This window comes from Leptolyngbya sp. GGD (assembly GCF_026735145.1).
GTDB classification, from domain to species: Bacteria; Cyanobacteriota; Cyanobacteriia; order Leptolyngbyales; family Leptolyngbyaceae; genus Leptolyngbya; species Leptolyngbya boryana.
This window is the reverse complement of sequence record NZ_JAPQKE010000001.1, coordinates 1,635,933-1,648,786: the sequence shown is the minus strand read 5'-3', so window position 1 is coordinate 1,648,786 and position 12,854 is coordinate 1,635,933. Positions and strand designations below refer to the sequence as shown.

Genomic DNA, 12,854 nt, shown 5'->3' with positions numbered 1-12,854 from the left:
CTAAGGTTGAGCAACAAGCGGGTCGCTAGCTCAGCGGTAGAGCATTCGGCTTTTAACCGACTGGTCTCGGGTTCGAATCCCGGGCGACCCATAATCCTTAAAGCCTGCATGAAAAGAGGATAAAACTTTTCAGTCTGGTTTTTGGATACTTAATTTAGAAAAGCGTCAGCAAGATTCAGAGAATTGATGTGCTGGCGCTTTTTTAATTTCGTATAGGTTTAGTTTTGTATAGGGCAGCGCTTCTAAATCGGTGTGGAAGAAACTTTGATTTCTGAGCGATCGCGCTACTCATCCCGTTTTTATCCCAACATAGCAAAATTTTTACAAATGTTAGAACGGGATGCAGGAGTGGAATTCTTGGCTGGGAAGGAAACCGCTGTCGCGGTCATTGCAACTCCATTTCGTCCATTTAGGCTACAGCGAAGCGTCAACCTGATCAAAAACTGGGGCTTGGTCTGACAAAGCTCATCTTGTAGAGATAGAGTTGCTCTCTCTGCTTGAGTAGAACTGAGTCTAATTGAGATGTTCCTGCTCTGATTAGGGCGCTCGTTCGTTGTCAATCAAGCCAATCGCTAAGGAAGCATTAAAACCCAGCGGTATGATGAAGTCTCCTCCGATCCGGTTCCTCAATAAGTTGAAGCTGCGTGAGAAAACCCTACTGGTTTTGAGCTTCACACTTGCGAGCTTAACCGGAGTCGTCTACTTCGCCTCATCTACCATCCTGTTGGGTAGCCTCAAGATTGCTGAAGAACAAAGTGCTCGGGAATCGCTCCAAGGCGTTCTCAATGTCTTCGCCAAAGACCAAGAAGCCTTCACAGTGCGCTACAGTGATTGGTCGGCTTGGGATGATACCTACCAGTTTATTCAAGACCACAATGACGCTTACCTCAAATCCAACCTAATTCCTGAGCAATTGGCGAACTTGAAGGTTAACTTGGTGCTATTTATAAACACGCGAGGTCGAACTGTCTACGGGACAGGGTTCGATCTGAAGACCAAGCACTTCCAACCCATCCCCGCAGGACTGCCCAAACTGTTTACGAATCAGTTACTTCTCGAGCAGGCTCAGACAAAAGGAGCTATGACCGGGATTCTTGTGCTGCCAGAAGGTCTGATGCTAATCACATGTCAGCCGATTCTAACTTCCGAGAGGAAAGGTCCTGTACGAGGCGCGCTTATCTTCGGTCGCTACATTGATGCAGAAGCCATTACCAATTTATCTAAAATCACTCGCTTTCCCCTCCAGATCTACTCCCTTCAGAGTTCAAATCTCCCAGCCGATGCGGCGGCGGCTCGTTCCGCGCTCTCCGCACAGAATCCCATTCTTATTCATCCGTTGACTGAAACAACGCTTGTCGGCTACGGGCGAGTAACGGATTTGCGTAACCAACCTGCGCTTCTCCTTCAGGTTAAGATTCCTCGCAAGCTCTATCAGGAAGCAGCAAAAAGCCAACAGCAGCTAATGATCGCGATCGTTCTCCTTGGGATTACGTTCGGGGGCATCACCATCTTTCTCTCGGAACAGTTAGTCTTGTCTCGCCTACTTCGTTTAAGTAGCGGTGTCAATAGTATTCGCATCAGTCAAAACTTGGCTCACCGACTGACCGGAGCAGGACAGGATGAAATCTCGAGTTTGACCCAGAACATCAATGAACTGCTGGAAACGCTGGAGCAAGCCCAAGGAGAAACAAAATCAGCACTCGATCAAGTCACACAGACCAATGGGGAACTACAAACGGTCGTGGAACAGTTGCAGGGCGAGATCTGGGAGCGACAGCGAGTCGAGGACGCACTGCGACAATCCGAAGAGCAATTGAGACACCAGACGCACTCTTTAGAGCAAATGCTATCGGAGTTGCAGCAGATGCAGATGCAGTTAGTGCAGAGTGAAAAAATGTCCAGCTTGGGGCAGCTCGTCGCTGGCATTGCCCATGAAATTAACAATCCCGTTAGTTTCATCTACGGCAACCTCGAGCATACCAAAAATTACGTTGACGACCTCTTGCAGATATTGCGCTTATATCAACAGGAGTATTCCACTCCTCCCCCATCTTTGCAATCTGCGATCGAATCGCTCGATCTAGAATTCGTGATCACCGACTTGCCCAAAGCCTTCACCTCGATGAAAACCGGAGCCGAGCGAATTCAAGAGATTGTGACATCACTCAGAACGTTCTCACGGCTAGATGAAGCGACAGTCAAAGTAGTTGATATCCATACCAGTATTGATAGTATTCTGTTGCTCTTACAGAGCCGATTGACCGTGAAGGGGAGCAATTCAGCGATTCAAATTGTGAAGGATTACGGGCAACTGCCCTTGGTTGAATGTTACGCTGGGCAGTTGAATCAAGCCTTTATGAACATTCTGGCGAATGCGATCGATGCCATTGAGGAGGCAAGCGGCGCTAGACAAGCGATCGCCGCTCAATCGAATGAGGCTTCATCATTGAAAACTCATAATCCCGCTGGCACGATTACGATCCGCACCCGTTGCCAAAACAATGACAAGATCGAGATTGCTATTAGAGACACGGGTGTGGGCTTGTCCGAAGCAGTCCGAAGTCGAATCTTCGATCCGTTTTTCACCACGAAACCTGTAGGGCGAGGAACTGGGTTAGGTCTATCTTTGAGTTATCAAATTATTGTCGAACAGCATGACGGAACGTTAGCGTGTGACTCAACGCTTGGGCAGGGCACGACCTTTATCATCGGACTTCCCAAATGCTTGCCCCCGAATTCTGCCGTCTGAGATGTTGGGTAGTCCTGCGTCTCGCGCTAGTGTCTGCCTTAAATAAGCTTGGTGGACGATGACTTCTTATGCTGAGGACGAACCGAGTTCGATGCTTCAGAAGTCATCGCCATCTTAGTTTTTGAAGGTTCTAACTCTCTTCTGATCCGCTAGTTTGATCCAGCAAGTTTTTCTTAGACTCCTTTAGCTGATGCCATAATTCTTTGATCTGCTTATAAGCGTCTCCTGGAGGAATCTTGCCTGAAGTTTCCAAACCACAGAGTAACGATACGCGCTGAGCAAATTCCTGTAAGTTTGCGTTAAATGCGAGGCGTTCAGGTGTGAACTCTCCTCGATAGTGTGCGGTTGGATAAAAGAACTCTTCTTTTCTTTGGTCTGGATTGTTCGTCACGATTCAGCCCTACACGATAGAGGTGCACCCCTATCCTAATGTCTACCCTAGTAGGCGAAAAGTAGGACACGATTATTTTTGTGTAGAGAGAATCACTTTCAGTTGTTCCAGCGAAATCGCGGCTGTTTCTGCAATGCTGACTAAATTTGGATTGAGCGATCGAAAAAATTCCCGCGCCTGCAAATCTTCTGTGATTAAAATCACACGCTTACCCGCTTTAATCGCCAAAGCAATCTCTGAAGCTGTTCCCGCTCCCATTCCACAGGCGACAATTGCGTGACTCGACAGCACATTAATATTGTTTCGCGCGTTGCCCATATCCGTGATGATCGGAATGTCGATCGCGTCTGACATCGCAGAATTGATCCGAGGCAAAATCCCGATCGTCAATCCATCACGACTTTTTGCCCCACGGCTGACTGCATCCATCACCCCTACATTGCGCCCCCCACTCAGCACGATCCAACCTGCTTCAGCAATGCGCTGACCCAGTTCGTAAGCATTTTGCAGGTCGAGCGGAGTTGCATGTTCGCCCGCTCCCATTACCCCAATGATTGTTTTGGGCATGTTGACATCAGAATCGAATTCTGAGAACTCGGCATGAGCTTTTTACCCTTTGTTTCTGTGATTGTGCCAATTTATAACGGTGAAGCAGACTTACCGCCGCTCCTCGCCTGCTTGCAAGCGCAGACGTACGCGAATTTTGAGTGTTTATTGGTGGATAACAATAGCAACGATCGTACGGCAGAATTATTAAATGAGATTGAAGATCCAAGACTACGATCGCTCAAGCAATCCGAAATTCAAAGCTCCTACGCCGCAAGAAACCTCGGAATTCAAAACGCCAAAGGTGAAATTCTTGCCTTTACGGATGCAGATTGCCGTCCCGAACCCAATTGGCTAGAAGATTTGATTCAGCCATTTTGCGATCCCGCTGTCGGACTCGTTGCAGGCGAAATCAAAGCATTACCCGGCAATACATTATTAGAACAATACGCCGATCGACAAGAAACCCTGTCTCAAAAACACACGCTCAATCATCCTTTCTACGCTTACGGACAAACTGCAAATCTTGCCATTCGCGCCGCAGCATTCAAAGAAGTTGGATTATTCCGCCCCTACCTGACAACGGGTGGCGATGCCGATATCTGTTGGCGCATTCTGCGCGAGACGGCTTGGCAACTGCGCTTTGCTGAAACTGCGATCGTTCGTCACCGTCATCGTACGACGTTCTCCGAACTGCAAAGCCAATGGCGTAGATATGGACGTTCAAATCGCTATCTGCATGACTTACATGGCATCGATTTAATGCGCGAACCCCAGTTTGGAGAATATCGATATCGATTGCTGCGTTGGATTTTGAAAGAATTTCCGATCGCAACGCTGAATTTAATCAAAGGCAAAGCGGCGTTTGTCGATTTGATTAACACTCCGATCGGATTGTTCTGTCTTCATGCCCGTGCCCAAGGGCAGCGACAAGCAACCCTCTCACCACAAGCACACACAATCGAGCCATTGATACAACAGCCCCAAAATTCGTTAAATTAAAAAGCGAACGTGTCAGAGGGATCAACAATGCCGGAGCAACTCGTATTAGTCGATGATGAGCCTGGACTCAGAGAAGCAGTGCAAGCCTATCTCGAAGACAGTGGCTACACCGTGCATACTGCCAGTAATGCCCGTGAGGGCTGGGACACTGTTCAGCGTGTGATGCCCGATCTCGTAATCACTGACATTATGATGCCGCAGGTCAGTGGCTTGGAATTCCTGAAGCAACTCCGCGACGATCCCAGATTTGAAACCTTACCTGTGATCTTTCTGACGGCGCGGGGGATGACCAACGATCGCATTCAAGGCTATGACGCAGGCTGTGATGCGTATTTACCCAAACCGTTTGATCCAGATGAGCTAGTTGCGATCGTCACTCGAATTCTCAAACAACGCGCAGCCGCGAAAGTCTCCAGTGGCGATAGTGATGCAGATATTGCAGAACTCTCGCGCCAGATTGCAGAAATTCGAGCAATTTTGATGCAGCGGGGCGCGATCGCGCAAACGCCCGCGCCGATGAAACTTGACTTTACTCCGAGAGAGCAGAGCGTTTTGGATCTCGTCGTCGATGGTTTGATGAACAAAGAAATCGCCCGTCGGCTCGACACCAGCGTTCGTAATGTCGAGAAATACGTCAGCCGTCTTTTTAGCAAAACGGGAACAAATAGCCGCACCGAATTAGTCAGATTCGCATTAGAACACGGGCTTACGACTCCTGCAAGTCATTAGCACTAAATCGAACGGCAATCATCGTATTCGGAATGCGGCTGACGGTGAGAATGCCGTCGATTTGCTGTACAAGTGAATTAATCAACTGAAAACCCAGTGATCGCGGCGACATCAAATCTAAGTCGGTTGGAAACCGCTCCCCGCTATCGCTGACAATCAGTGTGATCTGAGCATCTGTAATTCGCAATGAAACGGTAATTTCTCCAAATTCCCCCGCTAAGCCATGTTTCAGAGCGTTGGAAACAAGCTCATTCAAAATTAACCCGACCGGAACGGCTCGATTTGAGGAGAGTTCAATCTCTCCTTGAATTTCAGTCCGGAAGGTAATGCGATTTGGTTCGAGCGCATAGATTCGCACTAGAATTGCCGTCAAGCTCTGAATGTATTCGCCTAAATTGATTCGAGTTATCTGACTCGACTGAGAAAGCCGTTCGTGAACGAGCGCGATCGATCGAATCCGGCTCTGATTATTTCGCAAGATCGTTTGCACAGTCGGATCTTGTGTTCGCATTGCTTGCAGATCGAGCAAACTCGAAACGACTTGCAAATTGTTTTTCACCCGATGGTGAATCTCACGCAGTAAAATCTCTTTTTCTCGCACAGACGCTCGAAGTTGAGCAACGTCTAAACTCGTTTCTGCTTGCTGAATCACCGTCTGAGCACTTTCGAGCACGTTGAGCGCAGACTGGAACTCTTCGTGAATCTCACTGGACAGACTTAAATTAGACTGCGACAACACTCGATCTCGAATGACAGCAATACGTTGCCGAATGGCATCTAACTGCTGGGAAAACCCATTATTACTCGGACTAGAAATCATTCACGTTTTCAGGGAACTCAACCAAAATCAGCCGATTTGCCGTTGCGAGGGCGGATTGAGGGGGCGGATCAATTAGCCGACGCAGAGACTTCGGATAGGGTGCGAAATGTTCGCAACTTGCTTACCGAAGTACTCTCGCGGACAGGAACTTACACATCAATAAATGCAACTAGGGGGATTGTGTATGCAATCTACCATTGAATGTACATGGGCTGAAATCCCTTCTGTGACAGTTTTTTGATGAGAGTAATCAATGACATCAGTTATACTCAATGACTTAGGTATCGATTACTGAAACGTTTTTTTAAGCTGTACATTACATTAGATATAGTCCCGTAACCTGCCAGTAATGTTTGAGGCGATTTATGGCTGCTTATCTTGCTCCCGGTTCGATTGTAGACGTTCCAGCCGCGCAAGATGCGGTGGCTCTCAGAAAGGTGTTTGCTTCGTTGACAGCGGAAAGCTGTCCGCGTACTTATAACTTCCATATGCATACCAAGCATTCAGATGGGCAGTTAGTTCCTGAAGCGTTGGCGCAACAGGCGATCGATTTGTCTCTCCAAGGGTTTGCAATTACGGATCACCATCAGATCTCTGGAAATCAAGCGGCTCAGCGTTATTTGAAGGCGCAGCAGGCTTTGGGATTTGCGGTTCCCCAGTTATGGACGGGAACGGAAATTACGGCTAGATTGCTCGATACGGAAGTTCATATTTTAGGGTTTGCGTTTAATCCAGGGCATTCTGCGATCGCATCTTATTTTACGGGGGTTGCTCCCCAAGGCGATCGTGCTCATGCAGTGAATGTGGTTGGGGCAATTCAACAAGCAGGCGGCATCGCAGTTTTGGCGCATCCAGCTCGATATCGTCGATCGGCAGATGAATTAATTCCGGCGGCGGCAATGATTGGCATCGATGGCGTGGAAACGTTCTACGCCTACAACAATCCAAAGCCTTGGACTCCTAGCCCGAAGGAAACTTACCGAGTTGCAAAGCTGCAATCTCAGTATCAGTTGCTCAGTACCTGTGGGACAGATACACATGGCATGAGCTTATTGCAGAGATTGTAGGCTTAAAGACTGCGAAGGGCAAAAGCAACTTGAAAATGCTTCTGCCCGTTAAATTATGAGAAATATTGCTAGAAAATTCTAGAAAATTAATGAAGATCAAGACTTGTGATGTTGAAATGCAGCGCTTCAGGTTTGCAAGAACTTAGCCCATGCGAGACATAAACGTAACCAGCATCATACAAGCCATAGCAAACAACACAGCCATTCCCACAGATTGACCCAAGTGCTTCTTAGAAGTCTGCATATTTGTTTTCCTGTGTCTTAACGAGTTCTTTAACAGTATCAGGATCGCTATGGTCGCAATTAAAAAGTAATCTAAGTTACCAATTCGATATGAATCTTTATGTAAGGTTCAGTTGTAACTCAGTTTTTCATTGACTTTTCATTGCCACTTTGATTGGTAACCGAGCAATCAGGGCACAGGGATTTCAGTGGGATTTCAGCGATGTTTCATGTCAGAAATCGCTGCTTTAGGAAGCTACTTCAGAGTTTGTAGAATGTTCAGCTTCTGGAATGTTGTCGATTCCTTCATCACTGGGATGGAAATATTGATAGATTTGCTTTGCGATCGCCATCCCAATTCCTGGAACCGTGGCTAATTGCTCAGGGCTTGCTTCGCGAATGTAATCAATTGATCGAAATTCCGCTAAAAGTAGCTTTTGCCGATGATGACCTAAGCCGGGAATTTCATCTAAGCTCGATCGCCGCATCCGAGTTGTGCGTTGCTGACGGTGGAAGCTGACTGCAAATCGGTGTGCCTCATCTCGCAAACGACGCAGTAGCTGGACTCCAGGCTGTTCTGCTTCCGTTTCCAATGGCAAAGACTCACCCGGCAAGAAAATCTCTTCTCGCTGTTTTGCCAAGCTAATCACTTTGATATCTTCGAGCAGATTCATCTCGCGCAGCACCTTGACAACGGCTGAAAGTTGACCTTTCCCACCGTCAATCATGACAACATCAGGAAAATCAGCCAGTGCAGAGGTTTGAGATTTCAGTGCAGAAGTTTGAGACGCAGCAACAATCTCTTCACCTCTCGCTTTTGCTGCCGCGTACTTCTTGAACCGACGAGAAATCACTTCTGCCATACTGGCAAAGTCATCGGAACGACCCGATCGCACTTCTGGATTCTTGATTTTGTAATGTCGATAATGCTGTTTTGCAGGTTGCCCATCGATGAAGACAACCTGAGATGCCACTGCATCTGATCCTTGGATATGCGAAATGTCATAGCCTTCGATTCGACGCGGCAACTCTGGCAGATCAAGGATTTCAGCCAAATCTTGCATCGATTGAGTATTACGATCGGCAAATTTTTGCGTTCGTGCCAACTCAAACCCCGCATTGCGCTCAACCATTTCAATCAGTTCTGCTTTGGTTTGACGTTGAGGAGCCACGATCGAGATTTTTCGCCCTTTCGCTTGGCTCAAAAACTCCGCCAACATCTCACCATCGGGTAATTCATGCTGAACGAGAATTTCCGCCGGAATCTCAACCGGATCGACCGTTTGGTAATGTTCTTCTAACACGCGCTGCAAGATTGCACCCGGTTCAGCATGAGCATCCGCAAAGAATCCTAATCGCCCAACCAAGCGGCCTGCCCGGATTTGGAAAAGTTGGATGCAGGCGTGCTGATCGTCAGCCGCAAGCGCGATCGCATCTCGTGAAATCGTGTCATCGGGTAACGCAACTTTTTGCTCTGCACTCAAGCTTTTCAAGCCTGCAATCTGATCTCGCAGTCGTGCCGCATGTTCAAAGTTCAAATTCTCTGCGGCAACTTCCATTTGAGCCATCAGAGATTCTTCCAGTTCGCGAGTTCGGCCCTGGAAAATCATGGCGACTTTCTGAACTGTTTTCCGGTAATCCTCAGACGAGATTAAAGCCTGACAAACGCCCGGACAGCGCCCAATATCGTAATTGAGACAAGGACGATCTTTGAATAAAGGTTGGGGACGTTGGCGCAGCGGAAAGATGCGTTTCACCAAATGCAACGTGGTTCGCAGCGTGCGGCTATCCACATAAGGCCCATAATAGCGATCGCGTTCTTTCGCCATGCGCCGCTTGCGCGTAATGAAAATCCGAGGATACGGCTCTGACCAGGTGATACAAAGGTAGGGATATTTCTTGTCATCTTTCAACAACACATTAAAGTGCGGCTGATGTTGACGAATCAGGTTTGCCTCTAATGCTAAAGCTTCTGCTTCAGTATCGGTCACAATCACTTCGATTTCGACCACTTGGCGCATCATCAGCGCGATTCGGGGTCGAGTATCATGACCATTGAAATAAGACCGGAGCCGCGATCGCAGTCGTTTCGACTTACCAATATAGAGAATTTGATCCGTACGATCGCGCATGTAATACACACCCGGCTCTTGCGGAATTTCTTTTAGCCGAGTCTCTAAACGTTCGAGATCATCGATTAGTAACGGAGTTTCAGGGTGATCAGTCACTTAAAACTTTATCTAAGAGGGGATTGTTTAAATTTTAAATCAATCCTCAAGGATAAGGGTGACGATCACCGAACCCGAGTGACTATAGTGCGAGATATCAGTCTTGACTTGCCACAACCCCTATGAATCTACAAGAGTTTGAGAGCCAAACTCGCAACAACATTGAACGAGCGCTCACCCAATTGCAGACCGCAACTCTCTTACTGTCTGCTCTCGAAATTCAGATTTTAGAATCCGGCGATACCGTGAAGAATTTAAGTTTGACGATCGAACAATTTATCAATACGCAGCAGGACAGCGAAACGACGATCGTCTAAAGGTTTTTGATTGCAGCGATCGGGAGCGAGAAATTCATGTCGCCCCCGATTTTTGCTTATCCAAGCACGGATCGAATCACCTCAAGCAATTCTAAGAGTCGAATCGGTTTGACTAAATATCGTTGTGCTCCTAAACCTAGCGCTCGGCGCTGATCTGCGATAAATGCACGAGCCGAGACCACAATCACGGGAATCTCCCGCCAGTCTGGAGACTCCTGCATGCGCTCTAAAATGTCACATCCATCCATGTCTGGTAGCTTCAAATCTAGCAGGACAATTTGAGGTTTGAAGTCCGTCAATGCGCGTTCAAAGCCTGTTCCCGTTGCCAACGATTGCACTTCAAAGCCCTGGTAGACCAGATAATCTTCGAGTAATCGTCGGTTTGGCTCATTGTCCTCAATGAGTAGAATTCGGATCGAATCGATCGCTCCTGTTTCTTGATCAGTTGTCATCTCGTATGCACCCTTGTTGACTCTATTTTCGGTCAACGTGGAGAAATAGCGAGAGTAATTCGCCAATTCATAGGCTTAAATCTGGGGAATAAATTACCCGAAACAGTCCTTTATGTATCAAATTTCACATGGCTGTCTCAGCAAATCAAGTCTAATCGGCAAACTTTAGAAAAATTAGAGATTAATTTAAGATCCGTATGAACTTAGGAGTTGGGGAGCAAGAGCGGACGATCGACAACTTCAGGCTCATCGAATAAAATCATCGAGCATTGGATTTGTACTGAAATTTGGGAGACGAGATTACCCAAAATCAATCCTCCGGCTGTATTGGGAGTCTGAGACGACCGTAAAATCAGTAGGTCAAAAGATTTTGAGGCAGCAACGATCGCTCGTCCGATATCGTCCTCGGGGATAATTACAATTTCGGTGGCGATCTGCTCGACTTGGGGAGCTAGCTTTTCAACGAGGAGGTCGAGTTGGGATCTGATCCAGGCAATTTTGCTTGCAGAAGTGGCTCGACCGCAAACATGCATCAGTGTCATTTGCCCGTTTGTCGCAGTTGCAATGTTCAGCGCAAATTGGAGAGCAGAAATCGATCGCAATGTCAGATTTTCTATCGGGATCAGAATTTTCTGAAATTGACTTGGCGATTTGAGCAAACGCGCCACGGCAACAGGACAAGGAGCAGCATACAAGACATCGCTGACGATCGTTCTAAATAATCGTTCTCCAAATCGGCTTTGTCGTCCCCAGCCCATGATGATTAGATTCGCGTGATGTTCTCGGCTCGCACGAGTGATGCCTTGAGCGATGCGATCATCAATGCGAAGAATCGGTGAGACTTCAACATCAAACGATTGCGCGAATTGAGTTGCCCGTTCGAGCAGTAATTCACTGCGATCGAGGCGTTCTTGCATCTGTGAGGAGTTAAGATGCGATTGAGAAAATGCGACGGCAAATGGAATTAATCGCCCCGAATGCGATCGGGCAATTAACGCGGCTAATTCTAGCAAGTTCGCTTCGGTATTCGGGTTGTACACCGGGACTAAGACGGTCATTTGACTGATCCAAACTGGATCAGCAAGCGTGGGGGGTAAATCTTCGACGGTTTCGGCTTGAAGTTCGGTGGCGAATCGGGCAGTCAGAATCGGACCGAGTGTCGAAGTGACTAACATCAGCACAATCACACTGTTGAGAACGCCTTCTGTCAGCAATCCAGCCCGATAGCCAACTAAGGTAGCAGCAAGTGTGGCAGCAACTTGAGGCAGAGACAGCGATCCCATCACCATCATCTCTGTCCAACTGTAGCGATATGCCAGTTTTGCCAGAACTGCCGCCGCCATTTTGCTGAAAATTAGACCGACCACGATCGCGATCGTCAGTCCTAGTAATTTCGGATCGCTCAAACTTTGAATAAACACCGGAACCCGAATCAGCAATCCCATGTCCACAAAGAAAATCGGAATAAACAAAACACTGCCGACAAAGACAACTTTCTCTTTGACCGGGGTATCGCCGACCACCCGATTGACGGCAAGCCCCGACAGAAACGCACCGACAATCTTTTCAACGCCAATCAGTTGTGCTCCAACTGATGCGAGAAATACGGCGAGTAGCACAAAAAGAAATTGATTGCCTTCTTCATCGCCAGAGCGTTTAAAGAATTCACGTCCTGCTTTGTCAAACCCGACAAGAATCACGATCGTATAAATCCCTAACGCTCCCAAGAGTGTGAACAGCTTGAAGACTGTGAAATCTCCTGCATGAATTCCGATACAGATTGCTAAAACCAGCAACGCGCCAATATCAGTAAAAATCGTTGCGCCAATCGTGACGGTCACGGCTTCATTATTGACGATACCTAGCCGACTGACGATCGGATAAGCAAGTAAGGTGTGAGACGCAAACAAAGAACCTATCAAAATAGCAGGGTTCCAATCAAATCCAAACAATCGACCCACGATCGTTCCGACGATTAATGGAACTAAAAAAGTAAAAGTCCCAAATCCAATCGAGCGGTTTCGAGTGCGTGTAAATTGGTCAATATCAATTTCTAGTCCTGCCACAAACATCAAATAAATCAGTCCGATGTCCGAGAGTAGATTCATTGTTTCAGACTCGGTCTGAAAAATATTCAGACCATTGGGTCCTAATGCGACTCCTGCGGCAAGTAAGCCGACTAATCCTGGCAGGCGTAATCGCTCAAATATCAAAGGAACGACGAGAATAACCGCCAGCAGAATCACGAAGGCAACAATCGGTTCTTGAAACAAGCCAGCGGTTAGCAATAACATAGATTCATGTGCATAAACTTAATGTGTATCGATCCAG

12 protein-coding genes and 1 tRNA gene are annotated in these 12,854 nt (G+C 47.4%); 7 read left to right on the top strand and 6 right to left on the bottom strand.

Annotated elements, in window-relative coordinates:
• The first annotated feature begins 19 nt into the window (after positions 1-19).
• The 3 genes from OU814_RS07785 to OU814_RS07775 all read left to right on the top strand — a co-directional run bounded on the left by OU814_RS07785 (position 20) and on the right by OU814_RS07775 (position 2,749).
• A tRNA-Lys gene (locus OU814_RS07785) sits at positions 20-91 on the top strand.
• A gap of 161 nt (positions 92-252) precedes the next feature.
• Entirely contained in the window at positions 253-459 is a 207-nt protein-coding gene (locus tag OU814_RS07780; RefSeq protein ID WP_017289498.1) for a hypothetical protein, read from the top strand.
• 139 nt (positions 460-598) lie between these two features.
• Positions 599-2,749, top strand: coding sequence for a CHASE4 domain-containing protein (locus OU814_RS07775; RefSeq protein ID WP_268181698.1), 2,151 nt, complete (start codon positions 599-601; stop codon positions 2,747-2,749).
• A 130-nt stretch (positions 2,750-2,879) separates the two neighbouring features.
• Here the strand turns inward: OU814_RS07775 and OU814_RS07770 are convergent, their stop codons facing one another.
• Positions 2,880-3,140 (bottom strand): DUF7219 family protein, encoded by a 261-nt coding sequence (locus OU814_RS07770; RefSeq protein ID WP_017289500.1) that lies wholly within the window; start codon positions 3,138-3,140, stop codon positions 2,880-2,882.
• A gap of 72 nt (positions 3,141-3,212) precedes the next feature.
• Positions 3,213-3,707: a cytochrome gene (locus OU814_RS07765; protein WP_268181695.1), complete on the bottom strand. Its 495-nt coding sequence runs from the start codon at positions 3,705-3,707 to the stop codon at positions 3,213-3,215.
• A gap of 33 nt (positions 3,708-3,740) precedes the next feature.
• Here OU814_RS07765 and OU814_RS07760 point away from each other — a divergent pair, with 33 nt between their 5' ends.
• Together OU814_RS07760 and OU814_RS07755 are read left to right on the top strand one after the other, a co-directional pair.
• Entirely contained in the window at positions 3,741-4,688 is a 948-nt protein-coding gene (locus OU814_RS07760; RefSeq protein WP_268181693.1) for a glycosyltransferase, read from the top strand.
• 27 nt (positions 4,689-4,715) lie between these two features.
• Complete coding sequence (locus OU814_RS07755; protein ID WP_017289503.1) at positions 4,716-5,417, top strand: response regulator transcription factor; 702 nt, start codon at positions 4,716-4,718, stop codon at positions 5,415-5,417.
• Here the strand turns inward: OU814_RS07755 and OU814_RS07750 are convergent.
• Positions 5,395-6,237 carry a sensor histidine kinase gene (locus OU814_RS07750; RefSeq protein ID WP_268181691.1) on the bottom strand — a complete coding sequence of 281 codons (843 nt, stop codon included), beginning with the start codon at positions 6,235-6,237 and terminating at the stop codon, positions 5,395-5,397. The genes OU814_RS07755 and OU814_RS07750 overlap by 23 nt on opposite strands.
• 365 nt (positions 6,238-6,602) lie before the next feature.
• Here OU814_RS07750 and OU814_RS07745 point away from each other — a divergent pair, with 365 nt between their 5' ends.
• On the top strand, positions 6,603-7,304 hold the full coding sequence (locus OU814_RS07745) for a PHP domain-containing protein (RefSeq protein ID WP_017289505.1): 702 nt from the start codon (positions 6,603-6,605) through the stop codon (positions 7,302-7,304).
• Between the two features lie 470 nt (positions 7,305-7,774).
• Here OU814_RS07745 and uvrC read toward each other — a convergent pair whose 3' ends face one another.
• Entirely contained in the window at positions 7,775-9,754 is a 1,980-nt protein-coding gene (gene uvrC, locus OU814_RS07740) for an excinuclease ABC subunit UvrC (protein ID WP_268181689.1), read from the bottom strand.
• A gap of 122 nt (positions 9,755-9,876) precedes the next feature.
• Between uvrC and OU814_RS07735 the strand changes: the two genes are divergently transcribed.
• Positions 9,877-10,071: a hypothetical protein gene (locus OU814_RS07735; protein WP_017289507.1), complete on the top strand. Its 195-nt coding sequence runs from the start codon at positions 9,877-9,879 to the stop codon at positions 10,069-10,071.
• Between the two features lie 56 nt (positions 10,072-10,127).
• Here OU814_RS07735 and OU814_RS07730 read toward each other — a convergent pair whose 3' ends face one another.
• Both OU814_RS07730 and OU814_RS07725 read right to left on the bottom strand, forming a co-directional pair.
• Positions 10,128-10,523 carry a response regulator gene (locus OU814_RS07730; RefSeq protein WP_017289508.1) on the bottom strand — a complete coding sequence of 132 codons (396 nt, stop codon included), beginning with the start codon at positions 10,521-10,523 and terminating at the stop codon, positions 10,128-10,130.
• Positions 10,524-10,726: 203 nt separating this feature from the next.
• Positions 10,727-12,817, bottom strand: coding sequence for a cation:proton antiporter domain-containing protein (locus OU814_RS07725; RefSeq protein ID WP_268181686.1), 2,091 nt, complete (start codon positions 12,815-12,817; stop codon positions 10,727-10,729).
• Positions 12,818-12,854 lie beyond the last annotated feature (37 nt).